The sequence below is a fragment of the Dermatobacter hominis genome, assembly GCF_020715685.1.
Taxonomy (GTDB): domain Bacteria; phylum Actinomycetota; class Acidimicrobiia; order Acidimicrobiales; family Microtrichaceae; genus Dermatobacter; species Dermatobacter hominis.
In genome coordinates, this window is the sequence record NZ_CP085840.1 from 2012997 (window position 1) to 2038154 (window position 25158).

Sequence of the window (25158 nt, forward strand, 5' to 3'; positions counted from 1 at the left end):
GTCGCCGGGCCGGTCTCGTCGGTCACGGCCGACAGGTTGGCACGCGCAGCCGCGGCGTCAGACCGCGGCGCAGGTGCCGCCGGCCGGTGCCGCCACCACCGGCGTCTCGCCGTTGCGGATCTCCACCGTGACCTGCGGGTTGATGGTCACCAGCGCGTCGAGGACGGTCGTGCAGGCGTCCATCGCCTCGTCGACGGTGACCGGGTCCGACGAGTCGGCGGACAGCGACACGTCGGTGTCGTTCAGGATCGAGGTGGCGTTGAGCTTGTCGACCCACGTGCCCGTCGCACCGTCCTTGATCTCGTCGATGTGCTCCAGGTCGATGTCGCCGGTGGCGCTGCCGGTGTCGGGGTCGAGCGGCTCGTCGGAGGACGTGCCGCCGGGCTCGTCGGAGGACGTGTCGCCCTCGAGGTCGATGCCGCACGCCTCGCTCGTGTACTCGTCGATCGCGTCGGCGGCGTCCTGGACCTCGGGCTCGAGGATGATCTCGAGGGTCCGGTCGATGTAGTCGGGCGCGTCGGGGTCGAGCTCGCCCATCTGCTCGACGACGTCGGCGAGCACCTCGAACGGCTCCCGGAGGTCGTCGGGGGCCACCTCTCCCAGCGCGGACAGCGCCTCGACGGCCTTCGCCGGGTCCTCGAGGTCCTCCGGGTCGCTGGCCTCCAGCTCGGCGACCGCCTGGCAGTACTCGCTGTCGGGGTCGGACCCCGTGCCGGCGTCGTCCGAGGGCCGGGCCTCGGACTCCTTGGGCGCAGGCAGGGCGACCTCGTCGTCGCCGCAGCCCGCCAGCACCCCGCCGGCCAGCACGACGGCGGCGGCCACGGCGAGGAGCGTGCGGGAGCGGGCGGCGAGGTGCTGGGTGCGCATGCCGGCCAGTCTGCCGTGCGGGCCGGTGCGATCCGCGCGTGGCAGCGGTGAATCCCGTTCCCCTGGCGGGCCCTTCTTGGCATCATGTGCCGACACGCGCCGCCCACGAGCGCAGCGGGCACCCCCGGAAGGAGCACGGCCGTGACGGTCCTCCTGCTCAACGCGAGCTACGAGCCCCTCCGGGTCATCGCGCTGCGCCGGGCGATCGGCCTGGTGTTCGCCGGCAAGGTGGACCTGCTCGAGTCGAGCGACGAGCACCTCCTGCACACGAGCGGCGGCGACGTCTACGAGGCACCGGTCGTGGTGCGCCTCCGCCGGATGGTGAAGGTGCCGTTCCAGTCGGTGGCGCCCCTGTCGCGGCGCGCCATCGAGGCCCGCGACGAGCGGCGCTGCCAGGTGGTCGGCTGCGACCGGAGCGGCCAGACGGTCGACCACGTCGTCCCCCGGTCGCGGGGCGGGGCGCACGAGTGGACCAACGTCGTGCTGATGTGCACGCGCCACAACTCGCACAAGGGCGCCCACCTGCTGTCGGAGCTCGGCTGGCACCTCAAGCGCGAACCCAGCGCGCCGCGGGGCGAGCTCGTGATCCTGGCCCGGGCCGGCATCCGGCAACCGCCGCCGGCCTGGACGCCCTACCTGCCGGGAATCGCCGCGGCCTGAGCCGCGCCGTCGACGGGACCGCCGACGGTGCGGTGCTCGGCCCGCCACCGGCGGCTCAGGTGCTCGAGCGGCAGGAACGCCGTGATGCAGATCGTGTGCGGCAGGAACGAGATGCCGATCATCAGGTACGTCATCACGTGCAGGAGCAGCACTCCGACCAGCGCCGCGCTCCGCACGAGCCGAGGGGCCCGCGGGAACAGCAGGATGACCGCCGCGACCTCGAACGCGATGAACGCCCACTGGGCCACCACCAGGAGCCCGGGGTACGGCAGCAGCCAGTCGCCGATCGTCGAGCCCCGCCGCACGATCGCCCGGGCGAAGGTGGCGGACTCCATCCACCCCCAGCCGCCGAAGCGCAGCTTCGCCCACGCCGAGAAGGGGTAGGCGAGCACGAACACGACCTGGACGACCCGCAACGCCCAGCCGGACGTGCGCTCGACCGCCGGGCCGATCCGGGGCGTCAGCGCGAGCACGAGGAGGGCGACCACGATCGTCAGGCGGTCGTGGTCGACCTTCGACCACGAGAAGGCCCAGAGCAGCCACACGACGTAGGACGCGAAGACGGTGGCCGCCGCCGCCCGGGGCGCCCGCCGGGTGCACATCCAGGCCGCCCCCGCCACCAGCACGATCCGGAGGAGCAGCATCGTCGTCGGGTCCGGCGGGCCGAGCTGGAGGATCCGGGCGAGCAGGACGGGGCGGTAGAAGGCCTCGGGGGCGCCCTCGTGGCCGACCGCCCACTGGTCGGTCACCAGAACCGTGAAGACGACGGTCGCGGCGATGATCCGGGCGAACACGTCGACCCGCGCCACGGGCACCGGATCGAACCAGTAGCGGTCCCGGCCGGCGCGGAACCGCTCGATCACGGCCGCCCCTCCGTGGCCGGCCACTCCTGGATGGTCTCGGTGAACGACGAGACCGGCTCGCCGTCGACCAGGTCCTTGCCGAGCCGTCGGAACTCGAGCGCCACGAGCGGATCGGACGGGTTCGCGGCGTTGTAGGTCGCGACCAGGTCGGCCATCTGCTCGTGGGTCAGGCGGCCGCCCGGACCCTGCTGGCCCTCGACCTCGGCGCGCCTCAGCCCGAAGGCGAGTGCGTCGAGCCGGAGCTCCTCGCCCGACGCCGTCGTGCCGACGAAGTCGACCTTGGTCACCCGCCCGTCGGGCTTCACCGCGTGGGCGAACATGCGGAAGGGGGCGAACGGCCACGCGTCGTCGGTCAGCCCGGCCGCACCGATCGCCGTCATGGCGACGAGGACCACGGCGACGAGCGATCGCCATGCGGCGCCGGGCACGCGACCGGCTGCGATGGCGGCGTCCAGCGGCGGCCCCTCGGGCTGTGCCGGTCCGTCCCGCTGGGCCCGAGTCTCCACGGGGCAAGAGACTAGGGCTCCCCTGTCCCGGCGAGATCGAACCGGCTACACTAGAACGCGTTCTAGTTTCGTCCTGTCAGGGACCACCCGTCCGGACCCGTGGCCGTCCTCTGGAGGAGCCCCATGCAGCTTCGATCGCCCTTCCCCATCCCGTTCGGCTGGTTCCAGGTGGCGTGGTCGGCCGACGTCAAGCCGGGCCAGATCCTGCCGATCGAGAGCTTCGACCGGAAGCTGGTGGTCTGGCGCGACGAGGACGGGGCCGTCCACGTCAACGACGCCTTCTGCCCGCACCTCGGCGCCCACTTCGGCTACGGCGGCCAGGTCGTCGGCAACGACATCGCCTGCCCGTTCCACGGCTGGCGGTTCGACGCCCAGGGCCAGAACACGCTGATCCCCTACTCGCAGCGCACCAACAAGAAGGCGTGCGTGCAGTCGTTCCCGGTCGCCGAGGTGAACGGCCTGATCATGGCCTGGTACCACCCCGAGGGCGCCGAGCCCATGTGGGCCATCCCCGAGGTCCCGGAGTTCAACGACCCCGAGAACTTCACGACCGTCGAGACCCGTGAGTACACGATCGAGGCGCCGTGGCAGGACCTCGCCGAGAACGGCGTCGACTCCGCCCACTTCCGCTACGTGCACCACACCGAGGAGGTGCCCGAGCTCGAGAGCTACGAGGTCGACGGCCCCCGCACCAAGATGCGCTCGATCCAGCGCTTCCCGACCCCTCGGGGCGTGGTCGACGGCCGCATCGACGCCGACTCGTTCGGTCCGGGCTTCAGCATCATCCGCTTCTCCGGCATCGTCGACACCTACCTGATGGGCTGCAACACGCCGCTCACCGCCAACAAGTGCCACATGCGCTTCACGTTCACGGTGCGCAAGCTCGGTGACGACGCGCTGAGCTCGACGGTCGGCCAGGCCTTCGTCGACGAGATCGACAAGCAGGTCCAGGAGGACACGCCGATCTGGCAGAACAAGGCGTACCTGGCCCGCCCGGCGCTCGCCGACACCGACGGCCCGTTCACCAAGTTCCGCAGGTGGGCGTCGCAGTTCTACGCCGAGGGCGTCGACGACTCGCAGCTCGTCTACTACCCGGTCGAGACCCACGACTTCGTGCCGGTCGAGACCGCCTCGCGGAAGTTCGGCTCGGACCCGATCAACAACTGAGCGACCCGGTGGGGTCGCCGGTCAGCCCTGCCCGGGCGGGGTCGGCCAGCTCGGGAGGTCCGGGCCGTCACCCGGCGGTGCCGGAGGCGCGCCCGTCGGTGGCGCGCCCGTCGGCGGTGCCGGCGGGACCGGGGCCGGCGGCGCCGGCTGACCGTACCCGGGAGGCGGGCCGTACCCCGGTTGGCCGTACCCCGGAGGCGGGCCGTACCCGGGCTGGCCGTAGCCGGGTGAGCCGTAGCCGGGTGGCGGCCCGTACCCGGGCTGGCCGTACCCCGGAGGCGGCCCGTACCCCGACGGCGGTCCCCACTGCGGCGGCCAGCCCCCGTACGGGCCGGTCGGCGGGCGCCGGGCCCGACTGCGCTGGACCAGGCCCACGATCAGCAGGACGAGGCCGAGCAGGAAGAGCAGCGAGCACACGGCCACGGTGCCGAGGAACCCGAACACCGGGCCGACGAACCCGTTGAGGTCCTCGGAGTCCAACGTCCGCCCGACGGTGAACGACGTGAGCATGGGCGACTGGGACGGCTCGCCGGGCCAGCGGCACGTCGCCGAGTAGTCGCCCGGGGCGAGTCGGGCGGTCCCGACCACCGTGAAGTCCGGGTCGCCGTTCAGCAGCGTGGCGTCGAACGGGTCCGCCAGCAGCGGGACGGGCGTCCCGTCGGCGCCCTCGACCGTGCAGTCGGGCGTCCCGACCGCGCGGTCGTCGACGGCGACGCCCACCGCCATCGTGTCGTCCTCGGAGCCGTCGAGGCGCTCGTCGACCGAGAACGAGATGGAGCCGGGGATCGACTGCACGGCGTTGCCGTCGATGACGACGTCGCGCTCGAGGCCCTCGAGGTCGAAGCTGTCGCCGGCCAGCGCCAGGCCGACGATCCCGCCGATGACGGAGAGGGCCAGCAGCACCGAGCCGGTGATGATCAGGCCGCGGCCGGCGCGGGTGGCCGGCGGCGCGGTGGCGGGCGGAGCGATGCTCACAGGTCCACGCTACCGGGGTGCTCGCACCGTCCCGTCCGTCGGACCACGCCGGTGGGGCGGGAGTCCGACGGACGGAGCGGGTGCGACGCGGGGATCAGGGCTTCTCGCTGCTGACGACCCACATGGCGTAGAACTGGGCGGCACCGCCGTAGGCGTGGCCCAGCGCCACCTTGGCGCCGTCGACCTGGTGGTCGCCGGCCTGGCCCCGGACCTGCATGGCCGCCTCGCCGAAGCGGATCATGCCCGAGGCACCGATGGGGTTGGTCGACAGCACGCCGCCGGAGCAGTTGACCGGGAGGTCGCCCGTCATCGACGTGGCGCCCGACTCGGTCATCTTCCAGCCCTCGCCCTCGTCGGCGAAGAGCAGGCCCTCCATCCACATCGGCTCGTACCAGGAGAACGGCACGTAGATCTCGGCCATGTCGATCTGCTCGCGCGGGTTCGTGATGCCCGCCTGGCGGTAGACGTCGGCGGCGCACTCGAGGCTGGCCTGGGGCCGCACCTGGTCGCGACCCGACGCGGTCGCCGGCTCCGAGCGCATGGCGGTGCCGAGGATCCACGCCGGTGGGGTCCCGGTGGCGGCCTGCGCCGCCTCGGCGGCCTTCTCGCCGCCGAGCACCATGGCGAAGGCGCCGTCGGAGCTCGGGCACGTCTCCGCGTAGCGGATCGGCTCCCACAGCATGAACGACTCCTTGATCGAGTCGTACGTGATGTCGGGCTCGTGAAGGTGCGCGTACGGGTTCTTCAGCGCGTTCAGGCGGTCCTTGAGCGCCACCAGGATCCCGATGTCGTCGGGCGCCCCGGAGCGACGGACATACTCGCGGATGAACGGGGCGAAGTAGCCGCCGGCGCCCGCCACGAGCTGCTGCTGGAACGGGATCGGGAACGAGAGGGCCCACATGGCCTCGGAGACCGACTGCTGCTGCCAGCCGATCGTGAGGACCCGCTCGTGCACGCCCGACTCGACGTGGGAGGCGGCGACGATGGCCGTCGACCCGCCCACCGAGCCGGCGGTGTGCACCCGGAACAGCGGCTTGCCCACCGCGCCGAGGGCCTCGGCCAGGTACGGCTCGGGCATCATGATGCCCTCGAAGAAGTCAGGGGCCTTGCCGACGACGACGGCGTCGATGTCGTCCATCGTGAGCTGGGCGTCCTCGAGCGCCCGGTAGGCCGCCTCCCGGAGCAGGCCCGGCAGCGACACGTCGCCCCGGACCGCGGAGTACTTGGTCTGACCGACGCCGATGACGGCAACGCGGTTGGCACCCATCACTCACCCTCCAGGACGCACACGAGGTTCTGCTGCAGCAGCTGGCCGCCGGTGGCGTGCGCCACGCCCCGGCCCGCGGTGCCGGCCGAGATCCGGTCCGACACCTCGGCGATGCGGATCAGGCCCGCCGCCAGCATGGGGTTGGCGGCGAGGGCGCCGCCCGAGGGGTTGATCTCCACGTCGTCGCCCAGGCCGAGCTCCGTCGCGACGATCTTCTCCTGGAACGTGAACGGCGCGTGCAGCTCTGCCACGTCGAACGAGCCGGTGGCCCCGGCCTTCTCGGCGGCGAGGGCGATCGACGGGGCGACGGTCAGGTCGCGCACGCCGACGTTGTGGCTGTCGATCCGGTGGTCGATGCCACGGATCCAGGCCGGTCGGTCGTTCCACGCCCGGGCCCTGTCGCCGGCCGCCAGCACGACGGCCACGCCGCCGTCGGAGATCGGCGGCAGGTCGTGCAGCCGCAGGGGGTCGGAGACGAACGGGGCGGCGAGCAGCTCGTCGACCGACGGCGAGCCCGTCACCTGCGCCCGCGGGTTCGACGTGGCCGCGGTGCGGCTCCGGTGCGCGATCGCCGCCATCTCCTCGGCGGTGATCTTGCCGGCGTCGAGCAGGGCGCGGGCCTGGAGGCCGGCGAACGCCACCGAGTCGGGCCACAGCGGGGCGTAGTAGTAGGGGTCGAGGCCCCGGCTCATGACGTTGGGCAGGTCGCCCGGCGACGCCTTGGAGTAGCTGTAGACGAGCGCCGTGTCGGCGTGGCCCGCCTGGATCTTCAGCCAGGCCTCGTACAGCGCCCAGGCGCCGTCCATCTCCACGTGGCTCTCGACGATCGGCGGGTAGGCGCCGACGGCGTCGAGGGTCATCACGAAGCTGAAGGCCTGGCCGGCGAGGTAGTCGGAGCTGCCGGAGCAGGTGAAGTCGATCTCGCCGATCCCACCGACCTTGTCGAGGACCTCTCGGATGACCGGCTGGATCATCTCGACCTCGTTGAGCTCCGTCGCGGCCCGCCGGTGCTTCGACTGGGCGGTGGCGACGACGGCGACGTCTCGTGCGGGCGCCATCACATGTGTCCCTTCAGCTGCTCGGCGGGCACGTCGGGCTCGTCGATCGGCCGCCAGTGCGAGATGTTCTCCATGGAGGTGGTCAGCTGGTCGTCGTCGACCCAGACCGGCTCGACCCGCATGCCGATGCGGACCTTGTCGTAGTCGACCTCGCCCATCGTCCCGTAGAGCGACACCGAGGCGCCGTCGGGCAGGAAGAGGGCCGACACGAACGGCGTCGGCGGCGCGTTGACGCCGAAGCCGATGTGGACGACGCAGAACGAGGTGATGGTGGCCTTGGGACCGACCTCGACCTGCTCGGTCGTGGGCAGGCCGGACACCGGCGACACGCCGCGGGGCGGGATGTAGACCTCGCCGGTGGTCGGGCAGCGCTCGCCCAGGAACTTCTTCTGCTGCAGGCCCCGCAGGAAGCGGGTCTGGGCCAGGCCGGGCGTGTAGTCGTAGACCATCGCGGCCGGCATGCGGAGGCGCTGCACCGGCTCGTCGACGCCGAGGTCGGGGACGCTCGGCTCGGGCTGCGACCAGAGGCCGTCGGGCAGGGTCGAGATGGTGCGGTCGACGTCGGGCGTGCTCATGCCGCACCTCCGACCAGCTCGAAGCAGGCGATGTCGGTGATGACGCCCTCGGTCTCGTCGGCCCAGCGGATGCGCACGCGGGCGCCCGTGCTCAGGGCGTCGGGGCCCGGGGCGTCGACGACGTGCAGGAGCGAGGTGTCGGCGCCGTCGAGCTGGATCAGGGCGAGGGCGTGGGGCGTGTCGAGCGGCTGGTTCTCGCGCACCGTGCCGACCCAGCTCCACGACCTGACCGTGCCCTCGGTGCCCACCTCGACCATGTCGGTGAGGGGGACGCCGGTGATCGGGTCGTACTCGACGGGCGGGCAGACGACCGTGCCGTCGGCGCCCTTGATGCCGAGCACGCGCCGGTCGCGCAGACCGGTGAGGAAGGCACCGATCACGGGTCCGGTGGTGCGCATGAACCCGTACTCGATGGTCAGCGGGGCGTGGAGGAGATCTCCCCCCGCTTGGGAATCGTTCACTTCTGACCCCCCGAGGTGGTGGAACGGATGAGGTCCCCCGGCGGGCCGGGGGACGCCGGGCGGCAGACTAGAACACGTTCCAGTTTGCTGCGAGTCCGCCCCGCCGGGCTCAGCCGGCGAAGCGCCGCACGAGGCGAGCGGCCCGCTCGGCGGCGTCGACGTGGTGGGCGTCCGCCTCGTCCATCAGCGACGCCGCGTCGTGCCCGGCGTCGACGAGCTGGTCGAGGTCGTCGACGATCCACCCCTCGAGGACGGCGCGATCCGCCTCGGGGTGGAACTGCAGGCCCAGGTGCGGTCCGGCCGCGAAGGCCTGGGGGCCGGCGATGCTGCGAGCCAGCTCGGTCGCCCCCGGTGGGACGGTGAACGCGTCGAAGTGCCACTGCAGCCACGGCCCGGGTTCGATCCCGGCCGCCTCCCCCTCGGGAGCCACGTCGACCCGGCACCACCCGACCTCGGGGTGGGCGGTCCGGCCGACCGATCCGCCGAGCGCGGTCGCCAGGATCTGGCCTCCGAAGCAGAGGCCCATGACCGGGACGCCGGCGCGGTCGGCGGACCGGAGCATCTCGAGCTCGGGCTCGACCCAGTGGGCGACGGCGGGGTCGTCGACCGACCACCGGGAGCCGAACAGCACGACCCGGTCGAACGCCGTCGGGTCGGGGAGGTCGGGCGAGCCGACGGGGCTCCCCGGTCCGGTGCACACCTGGTGGACGACGACGTCCGCGCCGAGCGCCGAGAACGCCCGACCGACGTGGCCGTCGCCCGAGTTCGCATCGTGGTGGACGAACAGCACGCGCACGGGGCCACACTCTCGCGCGCCCGCTCCCGGGGGAGAGAGGACGCGACGATGCGAGCGGACGAGCGCGGCGGCGCCGACTCAGCGCGCCTGGCCGGAGTCGGGGGCGACGCGCAGCGGCGCGGTGTCCACCGCCACGAGGTCGGCGCCGGTGATCGAGCCGAGCGTCCGGAGGTCGTCGTTGCTCCACCGCTCGTCCGGGGCGCCCGACAGGTACCAGGCCGACCCGTTGTCGGCGAGCACCATGCCGTGGACCTTCAGCGCCTCGGCCACGACCCGGGCCTGCGGACCGAGCCGGGAGGTGTCGAAGTCGGCCCGCAGCCGGAACCGGGCCCCCATGGGCGGCGCCGAGGCGGCGTTCGTGGAGCCGGCCTGGTGCCGGGCCGGCCAGACGTACGAGCGCTGCGTCACGGGTGCGGTGAAGCGGATGGCGTGGTCGATGCGGCCGGCCGCGACCTCCTCGTACCGGACGAGGCCGGGCAGGATCGGCAGCCCGGCGGCGTCGGCAGAGGTCCACCCGGCCGGGCGCAGGGCGTTCGAGCGCAGGTCCCAGGTCGCGCCCGAGCCGGCGCTCCAGCTGCCGTCGGCGCGGCGGGTGGCGTCGAACAGCTCGTACAGGCGGCACGAGGCGTCGTCGACGACGATGACGTGGTGGTCGCTGCCGTGCTCGACCGGTGCGTCGGCCGGCACGGGGTAGGGGCCGGGGTCGCTCTCGTCGTCGTAGTCGAACGTGATCGGCACGCCCGGCTGACCGGCACCGACGCGGGTGAACGGGATGCCGATCGGTCCTCCCTCCCAGAGCCCGGCGCCGAAGTCGGCCTTGAGCCCGCGGGTGAGGCCGATCGTGGTGCGCCAGTCGCCGCTGCTCGGGTGCACCGGCAGGCCCGACACGTCGGCGTGCCACACGCTGTCGGCCGGTAGCAGCGGGCACGGGCCGATCGTGGGGCTCGACGGCCGGGCGGTCCCCGGGGACCCGGTCCCGGCGGGCGCGCAGGCGACGGCCAGGGCCGCGCACAGCGCAGCGCCGACGAGCGTCGTGCGGCGGTGGGTCCGTCGGGAGCTGGCGTGCGCGGTCACGCCCGTGCATCGACCGGAGGCCGCGCGCGACTTGAGCGCCGGTCAGAGCCGGTGGGCGCGCTGCGGCAGCACGGGGAGCAGCGCCCGACCGGATCCGGCCCGGGCGCAGCCGGCCCACACGCCGGCGCCGTAGGCGGCGTCGTCGAGCACGGCGAGCCCGGCCACCGACGCCAGCGAGGCGGGGCCGAGCGACGGGTCCCGTCGCCGGGCCTGCACGGCCGCGGCGACGGCGACCGAGGCGACCGAGGCCGCGACCACCCGGCGCACCCGGCGGGAGACCAGCGCGGCGGGCAGGGCGGCGGGCCACCACGCCCGCACGACCGCCCGGGCGAGCTGCTGTCCCGCCCCGAGGTGGCCGAGCGCCGCCAACCGGAGGGCGTCGGCGGTCGGGACCCCCGAGGCCGGGCTGCCGAGCCGGCGGGGCAGCGCCGCCGCGCTCCCGGCGAGGACCGCGGCGCCGAGGACGGGGTGACCCGCCGCCACGGCGACCCAGCCGCCGGCGCTCCACGGCGAGCACCGCACGGGGGCGACCTGCCACGGGTGGCGCCGGTCCAGCAGGGCCGCCGAGCCCCCGTAGGCGAACCGCTGACCGAGCCAGCCCGCGAGGTCGGGGCGAGGTCCGTGCTCGACGACCGAGGCCGGCTCGTACCGGACCGTCCGTCCGGAGCCGACGAGCCGCCACACCAGGTCGACGTCCTCCCCGACCTGCAGCTCCGGGTCGAAGCCGCCGACGGCAGCGTGCGCGTCGCGCCGGAGCACGAGCGCGGCGGACGGCACGTACGACACCCTCGTCCCTGGGCTCACACGGGCCGGCTCGCCACCGAGGTCGAGCGGCGACCGCAGGGCGTCGTAGCGCGCCAGTGCGCCGGTCCCGCCGGCGGTGGCGATCCGGGGCGCCGCGGCGGCGACCCGCTCGTCGGCGAGGTGGGCGAGCAGCGGCCGGAGCCAGCCGTCGGTGACGACGCAGTCGCTGTCGACGACGGCGACCACCGCGGTGGTGGCGACGGCGATGCCGGCCTCCCGCGCCGCCGCCGGGCCACCCGATCGGCCGCGCCGGACGAGGGTCGCTCCGTGGGATGCCGCGACCAGGGCGTGGCCCGCGGCGTCGGCGCTGCCGTCGTCGACCACCACGACCTGCACGCCGTCGCGCCGGTCGGGCTCGAGCGAGTCGAGCAGCCGGGCCAGGCCCGCCACGCGGTCGCGGACCGGGACGACCACGGTCACCTCCGCCGGGTCGGGGGCACCGGGTGCGCCCGGCCGCGGCTCCGGGTGCAGCGCCCCGGCGTCGACGAGCCGGTCGACCAGCGCGCCCACGGCCGGTGCCGTCACGTCGAGGTCCTCGCCGAGCACCGCCCGGTCGACCAGCGCCGCCCCGGCCGGGGTCAGCCGCCACATGCGCAACGGCGACCCGCCGAACACGACGCGACCCCCGCCGGTCCGGCGGAGCGAGCCATCGGGGCGGAACCGCACGCGACCCCCGTCAGACGGCGGTCATGCCGCCGTCGACGGCGACCACCGACCCCGTGACCGAACCGGCGCCCTCGGAGCACAGCCAGGCGACCGCGTCGGCGACCTCGGTCGGGTCGAGCAGCCGGCCGGTGGTGTGGTGGACGCCGAAGCCCTCCACGTCGGCCAGCCCGTAGACGTCGGCCGAGGCCTCGAGGATGCGCGTCCGGGTCGACCCCGGGGCGACGGCGTTGACCGTCGTCCCGCTCCCCGCGAGCTCACCGGCGAGCGACCGCACCAGCCCGACGACGGCGTGCTTCGACGCCGCGTACGCGGCCATCTGCGGCAGGCCCCGGGTGGCCCCCGCCGATGCCACGGCGACGAGCCGGCCGCGACCGGCGTGCGGACCGGAGCCGATCGCCGGCACCGCGGCGGCGAGCACGTGGAACGTCCCGGTCACGTTGACGTCGAGCACCGCCTGCCACGCGGACTCGGGGGTCGACCACAGCGGGGCGCCGCCCCACACGACCCCCGCCGCGCTCACGACGGCGTGGAGGTCGTCGATGCCGGCGACCGCGGCGCGCACGGCGCCTGCGTCGCGCACGTCGAGCTCGATCCCCTTGGCGCGGCCGCCGGCGGCGGCGATCGCCTCGACGGTGCCGTCGAGGTCGGCGCGGGTCGCGAGCGGGTACGCCAGCACGCCGCGGTCGAGCTCGTCGTCGCCGGAGCAGACGTCCGCGCACGCGACCCGGAACCCGTCGGCCGCCAGCCGGGCCGCGACGGCGGCCCCGATGCCGCGCGCCGCGCCGGTCACGAGGGCCGTCCCGTTCGTCTCGATGGTCACCGCCCCAGTGTGTCCCGCCACGCCTCGACCGACGCGCACAGCGCGTCGACCAGCGCGACGAACACCGCCTCGCCCTCGGCGGCGGTCGCGGTCGTGGGGTCGCCGAGCACGCCGTTCGCCGTCACGGCCGCGAGCCCCTGCGCGACCACGACGTCGCCGATCTCGCGCCACCGGGCCGTCGAGCCCGGCTGGGCCCGGTCGATCCGGACGGCGGCGGGGTCCAGGTGCAGCAGCAAGGAGGTCTCGGTCCGGCCTGCGTGGGAGTCGCCGTCGGGGACGCGGGGGTGCCAGACGAGCACGTCGCGGCCCTCGTCCGAGAGCAGCGCGGCGGCGCGCCCGGTCGCCTCGACGTTGCCGCCGTGGCCGTTCACGAGCACGACGCCGCCGAACGGTCGCGGCCGCGGCGAGCCGGGCGGCGGCAGCGCCGAGCGCACGAGCTCCACCAGGACCGCCTCGAGCGCCACCGTCCCGATCGACAGCGTCCCCGGGAAGCTCTCGTGCTCCCCCGAGGCGCCGATGCCGATGGACGGCGCGACCACGAGGCCGTCCACGCGCTCGGCGAGCGCGGCGGACAGGTGCTCGGCGATGCGGGTGTCGGTGTCGAACGGGAGGTGCGGCCCGTGCTGCTCGCAGCTGCCGAGCGGCACCACGAGGACGTCCCGGCGGTCACCGGCCAGGTCGGGCCAGGTGGACCCGCTCAACCGCACGGCCGGTGCCATCGCGGCGGACCTCAGCCGTCGACGGCGTCGACGCGGTCGCCCGCGCCGCCGGCGTCCGGGGTCGGCACGAGGTAGCCCCAGGTCCGGAGCTGCTCGAGGATCGCCTCGGCCGCCGCGGCGGGCTCGAGCTCGAGGGTGCGGGGCGGCGTCCGGTCGACGAGCGCCCCCGTGAGCTGCACGACGCGGTCGAGCGCGTGCTCCCCCGCGGGCGGCGCGACGGCGCGGGCCGGTGGGCGCCACGGTCGCAGGCGGGGCGGGTCCCCGGCGCGAGCGGGGCGGGCCATGCGGACGTCGACGGCGGCGTCGCGTGCCGCGAGGGCGGCCGACAGCGGCGCCCGGCGCAGCTCGGCCACGGCGCCCTCGACCGAGAGCACCGCCGGGGCGGCGACGTCGAGCACCTCGCGGCGCCCGCCGTCGAGGCGCCGGACCGCACGCACGCGGCCTCGCTCCCCGACCTCGACCGAGAGCAGCCCGAGCGCCTGGGCGGCGTCGAGGTGGTGGGCCAGGTAGGCCGGCACGGTGCCGGACCCGAGGTCGGTGCTGACGTCGCCGCAGACGACGACCTCGGCCCGGAGCTCGCGCAGCACGGGACCCAGCTGGGCCGCCGCTCCCTCGCCGGTGTGCACGCCCAGCTCGTCGCCGTGGGCGTCGCCGACGTCGATGCGCACGGCTCGGGAGGCACCCGCGGCGAGGAGCTCGCGCAGGCCGTCCTCGGCCTCGACCGGTCCGGCGCAGATGACGACGACCTCGCCGTCCCACGCGTCGGCGAGCCGCAGCGCGACCTCGACGGCCGAGTGGTCGGCGGCGGAGAACCCGCCGCCCCGACCGGTGGCGACGACCGTCCCGTGGACGGGGTCGACCTCGGGCCGGAGGTCGACCCACTTGGTGCACGCGGCGACGAGCATCAGGACGAGTGGAAGACGACGCCGTGGCCGCCCTCGGGGTAGGTCCAGGTGATCGCCCCCTCCTCGTTGCACACGAGGTAGCAGGTCCCGCACTCGAAGCACTGCTCGTAGTTGAAGAGGATCCCGCCGTCGGCGGTCGGGACGAAGAGGTCGGCCGGGCACGCGGTGATGCACCCGCGCACCGAGCAGTCCCGGCACTTCGTGTCGTCGACGGTGATGTGGGCGCGGTCGTCGTCGATGCGGAACTCCACCGTCGACATGCGGTGCTCGAAGCCGATCTCGGGATACGTGCTGCTCATGGTGTCGCGCTCCCCTGCGCTGCGGTGCTCACCCCGGTCGTGCCGGTCATCCGAACGTCTTGAGGGCCCGCCACCCCTGCGAGACGGCATCGCGGAGCCGGACGCCGTTGGCCTTCATCTCGGTGCGGAGGATCCGGCGCAGCCCGGGCTTGGGCTGCGGGTTGTCGACGCGGAACATCCGCTCGGCCACACCGCAGGCGATCGCGGGCAGCCGCTGCTGGGCCAGCTCGGACATCACCAGGTGCGGTGCGTCGCGCAGCTTGCGGTGGTCCTTCATGACGAACGTCGCCTCGATCCGCGTCCGGTAGCTGTCGAGCCCCGCGGCCGAGGTGTCGCCCCGCTTGATCGCCCGGGCCGCCGCCTTGCCGGCAGCCGAGCCGGACCCGATCGCGAAGTTGACGCCCTCGAGCCAGATCCCCGCGGCCAGGCACATCGCGGCGGCGTCGCCGGCCACCAGGATCCCGTCGCCGACCATCTCCGGCATCATGTCGAAGCCGGCCTCGGGGATGACGTGGGCGGAGTACTCCTTCACCTCGCCACCCTCGACCAGCGGGGCGATCGCCGGGTGGGCCTTCATCCGGCGCAGCAGCTCCTCGGGCCGGGTGCCGCCGGCTGCGAGGGCCGGGAGCGACAGCACGAGCCCGACCGCCAGCGTGTCGGCGTTCGTGTAGATGAAGCCGCCGCCGGGGACGTCGCCGGTGCAGCCGATGATCTCGTAGTCGACGCCCTGGTCGCCCCGGACGCCGAACCGCTCGTCGATGACCTCGCGCGGCAGGGCGATCGTCTCCTTCACGCCGACCGTGTAGTTCGCGGCGTCGACCGGTCCGTAGAGCCCGGCCTCCTTGGCGACGAACGAGTTCACGCCGTCGCAGGCGATGACCACGTGCGCGGTCAGGTCGCCGTCGGGACGATCGGTCCGCACACCGACGACGCGACCGCCCTCCGTCAGGAGCCCGGTGACGGTGGTCGACGTCACGAGCGTGGCGCCGGCGGCGGTGGCGTGCCCCGCGAGCCACGAGTCGAAGTCGGGCCGGTATGCGGTGGCGCCGTTGTAGGGCGGTTCGCCCCAGGCCTCGGTGCGGTAGTCGACGGTCAGGGCCTGGTGGCCGGTGACGATCATCGTCGCCCGACGGGTCACCCAGCGCTGGATCGGCGCCTCGGTCCACCACTCGGGGATGATCTCGTCGAGGATCCGCCCGTAGACGACCCCGCCGTACATGTTCTTCGAGCCGGGGAACGGCCCGCGCTCGACGAGGCACACCGACCGACCGGCGCGGGCCAGCTCGATCGCCGCGGCCGAGCCCGCCGGCCCGGCGCCGACGACGATGGCGTCGAAGTCAGGCACCGCCCGCGCTCCCGTTCGGCAGCCGGACGAGCAGCTCGTCGAGCGTGGCGTTGGCGTCGGCGACCACGGCCAGGTCGGCCATGCCCATCATCGGGCAGTGCGGGTCGGTGTTGACGCTGATGATGTGGTCCGGGTCGCCCAGCCCGGCCGTGTGCTGCACGGCGCCGGAGATGCCGAACGCCAGGTAGAGGTCGGGGTCCACGACGACGCCGGTCGTGCCGATCTGGCGCACGTGGGGCACCCAGCCGCGGTCGGTGATGACGCGGGTCGCGCCCATCGAGCCGCCGAGCGCCGTGGCCACGCGGGTGAGCTCGTCGAAGCGCTCCGACGAGTCGAGCCCCGCACCCCCGCCGAGGATCCGATGGGCCTCGGCGAGGTCCATCGTCGTCACGTCGGGCGGCAGCACCTCGACCACGGTGGCGTCGGCCGCCGGGGCGCCGCCGGTCGCGAGCGGCCCGCCGTCGAGGTCGAGCACCTCGACCGCCGGCTCCTCCCCCTCGGCCGCCGATGCGTGGCCCAGGCCCGGTTGGAACGTGACGACCACCGGGCCGGTGATCAGGTGGTCGGCCAGCACCGAGCCGCCGAGGCACGCGGTCGACACGACGTCGCCACGGACCGACACGGCGCCGGCCAGCACCGGACGACCGAGTTGGGCGGCGAGGCGCGGGGCGAGGTCGCGCCCGTCGGGCGAGGAGGGCAGGACGACGACGTCGTGGAGCTCGACCACCGGCGACAGCGCGGCGGCCCAGGCGCCGGGGGCGAACCCGGGCGTGTCCCAGACGGCGACCGACGTCGCGAGCCCGACCATCGCCGGCACCGCGGCCGCGGCGTCGGCGCCGACCAGCACGACGGAGCCGCCGGCCGCCCGCACGGCGTCGGTCGCGCCGGAGGGCAGCACGCCGTCCCGCACCGGGACCACGGCGACCGCGGACCGGGCGGACGTGGGTCCTCCGACCGGGGTGCCGCTCATCGGAGCGAAGGTAGCCCGCACACCCCCGGGACCGGGAGTTGGCACAATGGGAACCGATGGGAACCGGCGAGCCGCACGACCACGCGCACGGAACTGCGCTGGCCCGCAGCGGCGGGGCGGCCAGGCGACCGCTCGCACTGGCCCTCGCCCTGAGCCTCGTCACCTTCGTCGTCCAGCTGCTCGTCGGGTTCGCCACCGGGTCGCTCGCGCTGCTGGCCGACTCGGCGCACGTCCTGACCGATGCCGTCGGCATCGCGCTGGCGCTCGGCGCGGTGGTGCTGGCCACCCGGTCCCGACGCCCGGAGCGCACGTTCGGCCTCTTCCGCCTCGAGGTCCTCTCGGCCCTGGCGAACGCGGTGCTGCTGCTCGGGGTCGCGATGTGGGCGGCGTACGAGGCGGTCGGACGGATCGAGGACCCGCCCGACGTGCCCGGGTGGCCCGTGCTGGTCGTCGGCGCGGTCGGCCTGGCGACCAACGTCGTCGCACTCCGGCTCCTGTCCGACGGCGGGTCGCTCGCCGCGGAGGGCGCCCGGCTCGAGGTGCTGGCCGACGCGGTGGGCTCGGTCGGCGTCGTCGCCGGCGGGGCGATCATCGTGGTGACCGGCGCGACCGTGGTCGACGCCTGGATCGGCTTGGCGATCGCGGTGTCGATCGTCCCGCGCTCGATCCGGCTCGCGGCCGGCGCGCTGCGCGTCCTCGTCCAGGCCGCGCCGCCCGAGGTCGACCTCGCCGCCGTGACGTCCGGACTCCGGGCCATCCCCGACGTGGTCGGCGTCCACGACCTCCACGTCTGGACCCTGACCTCCGACATGGAGGTGCTGTCCGCGCACGTCGTCGTCACCGATGCCGCCGACCACTCCGCCGTGCTCGACCGGGCCCGGGTAGTGCTCGCCGACGGTCACGGCATCCACCACGCCACCCTGCAGGTCGAGCCCGAGGGGCACACCGGCTGCGACGAGCTCGACTGGTGAGCCGGGCCCCGGACGCCCGGTCGGCAGCCGGCTGGTAAGCACTCGTCGTGACGACCTACGTGCTGGTGCACGGCGGCGGCTCGACCGGCCGGTTCTGGGACCGGCTGGTGCCGCTCCTGCAGGACCTCGACCCGGGCGCCCGGACGCTGGCCGTCGACCTGCCCGGCCGGGGCGACCGCCCCGCTGATCTCGGCACGATCACCGTCGACGACGAGGTGGGCTCGGTCGTGGCCGACGTGCAGGCGGCCGCACCCGACGGGCCGATCGTGCTCGTCGCCCACTCGTCCGGCGGCCTGGTCGTGCCGGGCGTCGTCGCCGGGCTCGCCCCCCGGGTGCGCGGCGTCGTCCTCATCGCCGCGCTGGTCCCGCCCGAGGGCGGGGACGGGCTCGACTGCATGCAGCCGCGCCACGCCGAGGGCCTGCGCACCTTCGCCGCGTCGCTCGGCCCCGACGACCCGCCGATCACGCTCCCCGGGCCGCCCGAGGACCCCGAGCCGTTCCGCACCGCGACGGGTGGCACGCCGCTCGACGACGAGACCCTGGCCTTCGTCGTCGACCCGGTCCGCCTCGTGCCCGACACCGTGCACCACTACTTCCAGCCGGTGCGCTGGTCGGCGGTGGTCGACAGCTCGCCCGGCGACGTGCCGGTGACCTACCTGCTCACGCTCGAGGACCGGCCGATCCCCGCGGACCTCCAGCGCGAGATGGTCGGGCGGTTGCCGCAGGCGGCCACGGTGGTCGAGCTGGGAACCGGCCACCTCGCGCCCATCACGCATCCGGCGCGGGTGGCGGAGCTCGTGGTCGGCGCCACCCGTGCCTGACGCGCCGCCGACGCACGTTCCCCCTCACGGCAGGCCGGGCCTACCGTTCGGACCGTGAGCCACGCGCGCGAGGGCTGGTACCCCGACCCGACCGGCCGGCACCGGCTGCGGTGGTGGACGGGCCGCACGTGGGCCGCCGCCGTCGCGGACGACGGCGCGCAGAGCTTCGACCCCGACGGGCTCACACCCGGCGCGCCCGCGTGGCCGCTCGCCGAGCCGTCGGCCGAGGACCACGCTGCGGTGCTGGCCGCCTGCCATGCCGCGGCCGTCCCCGGCGACGACCCCCTGACCGCCGGGACGCTCGTGCTCTGGCACCGGCGCAGCGGCCTGGTCGACCTCCACCCGACGTGGTCGGTGCACGACGGCACGGGGACCTGGCTCGGGACGTTCGCGCTCGAGGTGTCGGGCCCGACGCCGAACGAACGGTCCTACGTGCTCCACCGGGCCGGCGGCGGCGTGGTGTCGGTGACCCCGGACCGGCCGGCCGCCGTCGCCCGCCTCCGCGACGGCGCCGGGCACGAGGTGGCGACGATCCTCACCGAGGGCGCCGGCGTGCAGCGACTGGTGGCAACCGTCGACGGCATGACCGTCGCGCACGCGACCTACTCCGTCGGCGAGGTGGCGGTCGCAGACGCTGCGGGGAGCACCGTCGGCCGGCTCGTCCCGCCACCGCTGAAGGTCCGGCGCCAGATCGGGCGTCGCGTGGGCTGGGACCCGGTGCTCGTCTCGGAGCAGATCGCCGTCGCCGACCCGGTCACCGGCCGTGGGGTCAACGCGCTGGCGCTCGGGTGGGAGCACGTCCTCCGCGAGTGGGTCGCCTGACGCCCGCGCGCCCGCCGGGTCGGGGCACGCCGGGTCCCGCAGGGGTCGACCGACCGGTCAGGCCGCGCCGACGCAGGTCGCGTCCTGCGCCGCCCGGCGGTCGCCGTCGAGCACGCGGTGCACCGGCTCGAGGACCTGGGCGTCCGCGACCGACCAGACCCGGCCGGGATCGTCGTCGACGTCGTCGGGGTAGCGGTTCCAGCACCCGGTCACGCCGGCGACCGACCCGACCGCGTGGAAGGCGACCGACCACAGCGCGAGCACGACGACCGCGGCCAGCGCCGCGCGGGCCCGGCCCGGGTGCGCCGCGCCCGACCGCCAGCGCTCCGGCGCCACCACGCGATCCACCGCCGGCAGCGAGAGGACGACCAGCAGCGGCACGGCCTCGGTCATGAACCTGGGTCCGAAGCTGTGGCCGGCCCACCACTGCGGGAACGCCGACACCGACACCGTCACCGCTGCGACCGCGACCCAGAGGGCGACCGACAGCGACCGGACCCCGGGCCGGCCGCGGTCCCGCCACGCGACGACCGTGCCGGGCACGGCCAGCACGAGCACCGGCGACGCCAGGAGCAGTCCCCTGCTCGGGCTCACCCAGTTGGCGGCGACCGCCTCGGCGAACCAGCCGCCGAACCGCAGCCGGCCGGCGGCGTAGTACTCGGGCACGGCCCGGCCGAGCAGCGCCCAGCTGACGAGCACGAACGCGGCGACGACCGCGACCGCGCCGAGCGCGGCGGACAGCAGCGTCGGCGCCAGCTCCTCCCGCCGCCGCAGCAGCGCCCACCCGACGACGACCACCGCGAACGCCAGGTTGGTCGGCCGGGCGATCGTGGCCCCGACCGCGGCGGCGCCCAGGCCGACCACCCACGGGTCGATCCGTGGCCGCCGCGAGCCGGCCGGCGCCGGCGCGCCGGTGGCCGGGTCGTCGAGCGCCACCCGGACGGCGCACCACAGCGCCAGGCTCGACAGGAGCAGCGACGGCGTGTGCTGCCACAGCGCGCGGCTCGCCGTGGACCACGCCGAGGTGCCGAGCGCGAACACCAGCGCGGATGCGTTCGCCAGCAGCCGGCGACGCCGCCGCGATCCGGTGAGGAGGGCCACCGCCGCCGCCCGGATGGCCAGCACCGCGCCGACCACGACCATGGACGCCGATGCGGTGTGCAGGACGGTGAGGTCGCCGTCCGCGAGCAGCTCGCCGCTGTCGGCCCCGCCGGTGATCGCCGCCACGGTGTCGGCGACGACCACCGCCGGCACGGCCAGGAGCGCGCTGGTCCACGGGAAGTAGTCGCGCACGTCCACGTCGGGATCGGCGACGGCCGCCTCGAGCTCCGCCCAGCCCGGCCCGCCGACCCGCTCGACGACGGTGCCCGCGTCGAGCGAACCGTCGGTGAGCACGACCGGGTGGCCGACGAGGCGCGCCGCACCGAAGCCGTCGAGCGCCACGTCGCGGTCATGGACCAGGGCGTGGGCGGTGAGCGGGGCGAACGCGGGGTCGTGCTGGGTCGCGTCGCGGACCGGGCTGAGGACGTAGACCGCGAGCACGACGACCGCGAGCGCCCACCACGAGCCGGCCAGCCACCCGATGCCCGAGCGATCGGCGGGCTCGCCGTGGCGGTCGTCGGTCACCGCGGGAGCATCCCACACGGCACCGGCCACCGGGTGCGGCGCACCGGGCGGTCCGGGGATCAGGCGGGGCTGGCGACGAGGCCCAGGCGCGACGCCGAGGGGATCGACGCGCCGACCCGTTCGCCGTCGATCACAGCGGCATGGGCCCGCCTCGGCGCCAGCGCATCACCGACGCGCTCGACGTCGACGTCGCGGCGCTGCAGCTCGGGCGACGACTTCAGCTCGTGGTACAGACCCTCGGCCGGCTCGGCCGGCACGGCCAGCACCAGCCAGTCGGGCTCCCGGCTCTGCATCGTCCCCGTCGGGTGGTGCTGCAGGCTCACGACGTGGCCGTCGACCCCCATGGGCACCAGCTCGGTCGACTGCACGATCCCCTTGGCCCCGGCGCGGATCCACCAGTTCTCGAGGTCGAGCGTGATGCCGAGGTCCTGCCCGACGACCATGCCCGGGCTGATCACCTCGACCGAGCAGCCGCGGTCGGCGAGCACCTCGGCCACCGACGTGGCGTGGTGGAACCCGAGCTCGTCGAGCACGACGACGTCGCCGGTCGGGTGCGCGGCCCCGGTGAGCACGTCGCGGACGTCGACGATCCAGTCGGCGTCGCCGGGCGCCCACCACGGCCGGGCCGCGACGGCACCCGTGGCCACGACCACCGTGTCGGGGCGACGGCGGACGACCTCGTCCACCGTCGCGTCGACGCCGAGCTCGATCTCGACGCCGAGCCGGCCGCACTCGTGCAGCTGGTTGCGGACGAGGTCGCCGAACTCGGCCCGGTTGGGCACCGACGCGGCCAGGCGGACCTGCCCGCCGGCGGCGTCGTCGCGCTCGAGCACGGTGACGTGGTGGCCGTTGCGGGCGGCGGCGATGGCGGCCTGGAGCCCGGCGGGGCCGGCGCCGACGACCAGCACCCGGCGGCCGACCTCGACCGGCCGGGCCTCGCCGACGCCGAGCGACTCGCGACCGGTCCGGGGGTTCTCGATGCAGCCGAGCCAGCGGTTGAGGCCCATGCGGCCCACGCACTCCTGGTTGCAGGACAGGCACAGCCGGGTGTCGTCGGTGAAGCCGGCGCGCGCCTTCGCGACGAAGTCGGCGTCCGCGATCTGGCCCCTCACCACGCCGACGAGGTCGCACTGCCCCTCGGCCAGCGCCCGCTCGGCCTGCAGCGGGTCCTTGAACCGGCCCACGCCGACGATCGGGAGGTCGACGGCCTCGCGCAGCGCGCTCGGGATGAACATCGCGTACCCGGGCGGGATGTGCATCGACGCCTCGATCATGAACAGCGAGGCCGTCGCGACGCCGATCGAGGTGTTGATGTAGTCGACGTGGCCCGACGCCTCGACCATCCTCGCCACCGCGACGGCGTCCTCGATCGTCGTGCCGCCCTCGATGAGCTCGTCACCGCAGATCCGCACGCCGAGCGCGAGCTCCGAGCCGATCGTGGCGCGGACGGCCGCGACGATCTCGAGCAGGATCCGGGCCCGGGACCCGAGCGGCCCGCCGTACTCGTCGGTCCGGTGGTTGGTGGCCGGCGACAGGAAGCCGCGGACGATCGAGCTGTGCGAGCACTGGAGCTCGATGCCGTCGAAGCCGCCCTCGGCGCAGTGCTCGGCGACGCGGGCGTAGCTCGCCACGATCTCGGCGATCTCGGCGGTGTCGACCGCCTTCGGGACCTCGCGGAACAGCGGGTCGGCGACCGGCGACGGCGCCCACACGGGGAGCCGTGAGTACATCGAGCTGGCCTGCCCGCCGTTGTGGTTGATCTGGGCGAAGATCGGCGTGCGGTGCCGGTGGACGGCCTCGGTGATCCGGCGGTAGCCGGGGATCACGTCACGGTGGAAGCCGTGGATGAGCTTCTCGTACGGCCAGTCGGTCGGGTGGGTCGAGTGCTCCTCGGTGATGATGAGCCCGGCGCCGCCGGCCGCCCGCTCCGCGTAGTACGCGGCGTGCTGCTCGGTCGGCAGCCCGTCCTCCGCGTAGTTGGTCAGGTGCGCGGAGAAGACGATGCGGTTGCGGACCGTGACCGGCCCGAGCTGCAGGGGCGTCCAGAGGAGCTGCTCCGCCATGGCCGCAGGCTAGGCACCGGGCCCGGCGGAGCGGAACTCGGGTCGGGGCGGCCGATCAGGCCGCGGTGGAGTGCCGGCGGCCGAGCACCACGGCGGTGACCACGCCGGCGACGGCGGAGGCCGCCGCGGTCGAGGCGCCGGCGACGGCGGCGATGCGACCCCAGAGCAGGTGGCCCGGACCGCCGTCGGGGAGGTCCGTGACGTGGCGCTCCTCGTCGACGTAGACGTCGCCGACGGGCTCGAGGCCGAAGCCGACGAGACGACCGTTGCGCACGTGGCCGAACAGCCCGCCCGGCAGCGCCACGGCCACGTCGTCGTGGGTCCGGAAGGCGCTGTTCGCCGACTTGGCGAGCTCCAGCGCCTGGTTGATCGTGTTCTCGAGCAGGGCCTTCGTCGTCTCGATCATCTCTCGTTCTCCCTAGGTGGAGCCCGCAGCTCCCCCGGCTGCGTCCGCCGAGGTCCAGGGTACCGTCCGGGACCTCCTGCGCAACCGGCAGAAGATCCCGGACGGCGGCCCTCGCCCCGCTCCCGGCGCGGGCGGGAGCGCGGGCTCCGGACGGCGGGCTCAGCGCCCGATCAGAGCTTGGCGACCGCGTCGTCCCAGGACTGCTTCACCTGGTCCCAGGCCTTGCGGGCGTCCTCGCTGATCTGGTCGCCGCCGGCCTTCATGTCGGCGTCGAACGAGTCGACGTCGGCCTTCAGGTCGTCCCAGGTGCCCTGGGCGTCGTCCTTGGCGTCGGTGCGCATCTGCTCCAGGCCGGCCTTGAGGTCCGGGCCCAGCTGGTCCCAACCGGTCTTGACGTCCGACGGCAGGTCCTTCGCACCGGCGTCGAAGTCGTCCACGGACGTCTCGAGGTCGTCCCACACGGTCGAGGCGCCGTCCTCCACCTCGTCGACGACGGTGTCGGTGCCGGCCTTCGCGTCGTCGGCGATCGAGTCGACGGTGTCCTTGGCGTCGTCGGCGGCGTCGTCGGTCGACGAGCAGGCGCCGGCGAGGAGCGCGACCGCTGCGACCAGCAGCAGGCCGAGGGTGCGGAGGGGGTTCATCTTCATGGTGAGAGGGTCTCCTGTTCCGTGCCGCGTCGCGGCGTCACCCCGACCCATCGGCCGTGACGACCGCGAGATGAGCGGGGTTCAGGGTCGATGTCGGATCACTCGGGTCGCCGAACGGGCACCGGCGTGCCGGCGCGCCGCCACGCGTCGGGCCGCGACGCGAACGCGTCGGAGATCCTTGACATGTCGGAGAATTCCGACATGATGGTGTCCATGGCGACGAGCGACCGTGGCGCCCCCACCGGCACCGACCCGGGACCCGACGTGTTCGGCGCGCTGGCCAACCCCGTGCGGCGACGGATCCTCGAGCTCCTCGCGGACGGGCCCCGCAACGCGGGCGCCATCGCCGGCGAGTTCGAGCTCAGCCGCCCGGCCGTGTCGGAGCACCTCGCCGTGCTGCGGCGCGCCGAGCTCGTGACCGAGGAGGTCCGCGGCCGGGAGCGGCACTACGCCCTGGCCGCGGGGCCCCTCGCCGAGCTCGACGACTGGCTCCGCCCGTTCGAGCGGTACTGGCGGCACACGCTGCGCGGGCTGCGCGACCACGTCGAGGCCACCGCTCCCCCGATCACACCCAGCACAGGAGACGACCAGTGACCACCTTCCCCGACGACATCGAGGTCGACCAGTTCATCGCCCGCCCGCCGGCCGCGGTCTGGACCGCGCTCACGACGCCCGACGGGATCGCGTCGTGGTGGGCACCCGGCGACATCGCCGCGGTGGTCGGCCACCGCTTCCTCCTGGACATGCCCGGTTGGGGCGGTGTGCCCTGCGAGGTGCTCGAGGCCGACGAGCCCACGCGGTTCGCCCACACGTTCGGCGACTGGACGATCTCGTGGACGCTGGTGCCCGAGGGCGACGGCACGCGCGTCCTGGTGGTCCACTCGGGCTTCGACCCGGACCGTCCGCAGGACCGGTTCGCCTTCGACAACATGGGCCCGGGCTGGCGGGACGAGGTGCTGCCCCGCTTCGCGGCCGCCGTGGAGGCGGCGACCGCCTGACCCGGTC

At 74.8% G+C, this 25158-nt stretch carries 28 protein-coding genes; 7 read left to right on the plus strand and 21 right to left on the minus strand.

The annotated features are described in order from the left end of the window. Positions 1–57: 57 nt before the first annotated feature. Positions 58–867: a hypothetical protein gene (locus tag LH044_RS09440; RefSeq protein WP_227759777.1), complete on the minus strand. Its 810-nt coding sequence runs from the start codon at positions 865–867 to the stop codon at positions 58–60. A gap of 141 nt (positions 868–1008) precedes the next feature. Here LH044_RS09440 and LH044_RS09445 point away from each other — a divergent pair, with 141 nt between their 5' ends. Further along, entirely contained in the window at positions 1009–1527 is a 519-nt protein-coding gene (locus tag LH044_RS09445; protein WP_227759778.1) for an HNH endonuclease, read from the plus strand. Here the strand turns inward: LH044_RS09445 and LH044_RS09450 are convergent. Together LH044_RS09450 and LH044_RS09455 are read right to left on the minus strand one after the other, a co-directional pair. Further along, entirely contained in the window at positions 1500–2414 is a 915-nt protein-coding gene (locus tag LH044_RS09450) for an HTTM domain-containing protein (RefSeq protein WP_227759779.1), read from the minus strand. The two genes, LH044_RS09445 and LH044_RS09450, sit on opposite strands and share 28 nt — an antisense overlap. Further along, the gene (locus tag LH044_RS09455; protein ID WP_227759780.1) at positions 2387–2896 is read right to left on the minus strand and encodes a hypothetical protein; all 510 of its coding nucleotides are present in this window, start codon (positions 2894–2896) and stop codon (positions 2387–2389) included. The genes LH044_RS09450 and LH044_RS09455 overlap by 28 nt, the downstream gene beginning before the upstream one ends. Before the next feature lie 123 nt (positions 2897–3019). On the opposite strand from LH044_RS09455, the gene LH044_RS09460 reads away from it, so the two are divergent. Further along, positions 3020–4063, plus strand: a complete 1044-nt coding sequence (locus LH044_RS09460) for a Rieske 2Fe-2S domain-containing protein (RefSeq protein WP_227759781.1) — start codon at positions 3020–3022, stop codon at positions 4061–4063. Positions 4064–4084: 21 nt separating this feature from the next. Here the strand turns inward: LH044_RS09460 and LH044_RS09465 are convergent, their stop codons facing one another. From LH044_RS09465 to LH044_RS09530, 14 genes are all read right to left on the minus strand, one after another. After that, entirely contained in the window at positions 4085–5038 is a 954-nt protein-coding gene (locus tag LH044_RS09465) for a hypothetical protein (RefSeq protein WP_227759782.1), read from the minus strand. 94 nt (positions 5039–5132) lie between these two features. Further along, positions 5133–6305, minus strand: a complete 1173-nt coding sequence (locus LH044_RS09470) for a thiolase family protein (protein ID WP_227759783.1) — start codon at positions 6303–6305, stop codon at positions 5133–5135. After that, the gene (locus tag LH044_RS09475; RefSeq protein ID WP_227759784.1) at positions 6305–7363 is read right to left on the minus strand and encodes a thiolase family protein; all 1059 of its coding nucleotides are present in this window, start codon (positions 7361–7363) and stop codon (positions 6305–6307) included. The genes LH044_RS09470 and LH044_RS09475 overlap by 1 nt, the downstream gene beginning before the upstream one ends. Next, on the minus strand, positions 7363–7938 hold the full coding sequence (locus LH044_RS09480; RefSeq protein ID WP_227759785.1) for a Zn-ribbon domain-containing OB-fold protein: 576 nt from the start codon (positions 7936–7938) through the stop codon (positions 7363–7365). Before LH044_RS09480 ends, LH044_RS09475 begins: the two co-directional genes overlap by 1 nt. Further along, positions 7935–8336, minus strand: coding sequence for a Zn-ribbon domain-containing OB-fold protein (locus LH044_RS09485; protein ID WP_227759786.1), 402 nt, complete (start codon positions 8334–8336; stop codon positions 7935–7937). Before LH044_RS09485 ends, LH044_RS09480 begins: the two co-directional genes overlap by 4 nt. Before the next feature lie 172 nt (positions 8337–8508). Beyond that, positions 8509–9195, minus strand: a complete 687-nt coding sequence (locus tag LH044_RS09490; protein WP_227759787.1) for a type 1 glutamine amidotransferase — start codon at positions 9193–9195, stop codon at positions 8509–8511. 78 nt (positions 9196–9273) lie between these two features. Beyond that, positions 9274–10197, minus strand: coding sequence for a hypothetical protein (locus LH044_RS09495; RefSeq protein WP_374210607.1), 924 nt, complete (start codon positions 10195–10197; stop codon positions 9274–9276). A 114-nt stretch (positions 10198–10311) separates the two neighbouring features. Then, positions 10312–11739, minus strand: a complete 1428-nt coding sequence (gene mftF / locus LH044_RS09500) for a mycofactocin biosynthesis glycosyltransferase MftF (RefSeq protein ID WP_227759789.1) — start codon at positions 11737–11739, stop codon at positions 10312–10314. 10 nt (positions 11740–11749) lie between these two features. Then, complete coding sequence (locus LH044_RS09505; protein ID WP_227759790.1) at positions 11750–12559, minus strand: mycofactocin-coupled SDR family oxidoreductase; 810 nt, start codon at positions 12557–12559, stop codon at positions 11750–11752. After that, positions 12556–13278 carry a mycofactocin biosynthesis peptidyl-dipeptidase MftE gene (gene mftE / locus LH044_RS09510; RefSeq protein WP_227759791.1) on the minus strand — a complete coding sequence of 241 codons (723 nt, stop codon included), beginning with the start codon at positions 13276–13278 and terminating at the stop codon, positions 12556–12558. Before mftE ends, LH044_RS09505 begins: the two co-directional genes overlap by 4 nt. Positions 13279–13289: 11 nt before the next feature. Continuing rightward, positions 13290–14183, minus strand: a complete 894-nt coding sequence (locus LH044_RS09515; RefSeq protein WP_227759792.1) for a mycofactocin-associated electron transfer flavoprotein beta subunit — start codon at positions 14181–14183, stop codon at positions 13290–13292. After that, complete coding sequence (locus LH044_RS09520) at positions 14183–14482, minus strand: ferredoxin family protein (RefSeq protein WP_227759793.1); 300 nt, start codon at positions 14480–14482, stop codon at positions 14183–14185. The genes LH044_RS09515 and LH044_RS09520 overlap by 1 nt, the downstream gene beginning before the upstream one ends. 46 nt (positions 14483–14528) lie before the next feature. Further along, the gene (locus LH044_RS09525) at positions 14529–15827 is read right to left on the minus strand and encodes an FAD-dependent oxidoreductase (RefSeq protein WP_227759794.1); all 1299 of its coding nucleotides are present in this window, start codon (positions 15825–15827) and stop codon (positions 14529–14531) included. After that, on the minus strand, positions 15820–16797 hold the full coding sequence (locus LH044_RS09530; protein ID WP_227759795.1) for a mycofactocin-associated electron transfer flavoprotein alpha subunit: 978 nt from the start codon (positions 16795–16797) through the stop codon (positions 15820–15822). Before LH044_RS09530 ends, LH044_RS09525 begins: the two co-directional genes overlap by 8 nt. Before the next feature lie 56 nt (positions 16798–16853). Between LH044_RS09530 and LH044_RS09535 the strand changes: the two genes are divergently transcribed. From LH044_RS09535 to LH044_RS09545, 3 genes are read left to right on the plus strand one after another with little or no spacing between them, the layout of a single operon-like run. Beyond that, entirely contained in the window at positions 16854–17768 is a 915-nt protein-coding gene (locus LH044_RS09535; protein WP_227759796.1) for a cation diffusion facilitator family transporter, read from the plus strand. 47 nt (positions 17769–17815) lie between these two features. Further along, entirely contained in the window at positions 17816–18589 is a 774-nt protein-coding gene (locus LH044_RS09540) for an alpha/beta fold hydrolase (protein WP_227759797.1), read from the plus strand. 54 nt (positions 18590–18643) lie between these two features. After that, the gene (locus LH044_RS09545; protein WP_227759798.1) at positions 18644–19411 is read left to right on the plus strand and encodes a DUF2510 domain-containing protein; all 768 of its coding nucleotides are present in this window, start codon (positions 18644–18646) and stop codon (positions 19409–19411) included. A 57-nt stretch (positions 19412–19468) separates the two neighbouring features. Here LH044_RS09545 and LH044_RS09550 read toward each other — a convergent pair whose 3' ends face one another. The 4 genes from LH044_RS09550 to LH044_RS09565 all read right to left on the minus strand — a co-directional run bounded on the left by LH044_RS09550 (position 19469) and on the right by LH044_RS09565 (position 24153). Beyond that, positions 19469–21037 (minus strand): hypothetical protein, encoded by a 1569-nt coding sequence (locus tag LH044_RS09550; RefSeq protein WP_227759799.1) that lies wholly within the window; start codon positions 21035–21037, stop codon positions 19469–19471. A gap of 59 nt (positions 21038–21096) precedes the next feature. After that, positions 21097–23100, minus strand: coding sequence for a mycofactocin system FadH/OYE family oxidoreductase 2 (locus LH044_RS09555; RefSeq protein WP_227759800.1), 2004 nt, complete (start codon positions 23098–23100; stop codon positions 21097–21099). Between the two features lie 55 nt (positions 23101–23155). Then, a complete protein-coding gene (locus tag LH044_RS09560; protein WP_227759801.1) occupies positions 23156–23506 on the minus strand; it encodes a hypothetical protein in 351 nt (116 codons plus the stop codon). A gap of 170 nt (positions 23507–23676) precedes the next feature. Beyond that, positions 23677–24153, minus strand: a complete 477-nt coding sequence (locus LH044_RS09565; RefSeq protein ID WP_227759802.1) for a hypothetical protein — start codon at positions 24151–24153, stop codon at positions 23677–23679. Between the two features lie 213 nt (positions 24154–24366). Between LH044_RS09565 and LH044_RS09570 the strand changes: the two genes are divergently transcribed. Both LH044_RS09570 and LH044_RS09575 read left to right on the plus strand, forming a co-directional pair. Then, positions 24367–24747, plus strand: a complete 381-nt coding sequence (locus LH044_RS09570; protein WP_227759803.1) for an ArsR/SmtB family transcription factor — start codon at positions 24367–24369, stop codon at positions 24745–24747. After that, positions 24744–25151, plus strand: a complete 408-nt coding sequence (locus tag LH044_RS09575) for an SRPBCC family protein (protein WP_227759804.1) — start codon at positions 24744–24746, stop codon at positions 25149–25151. Before LH044_RS09570 ends, LH044_RS09575 begins: the two co-directional genes overlap by 4 nt. The last annotated feature ends 7 nt before the right edge of the window (positions 25152–25158 follow it).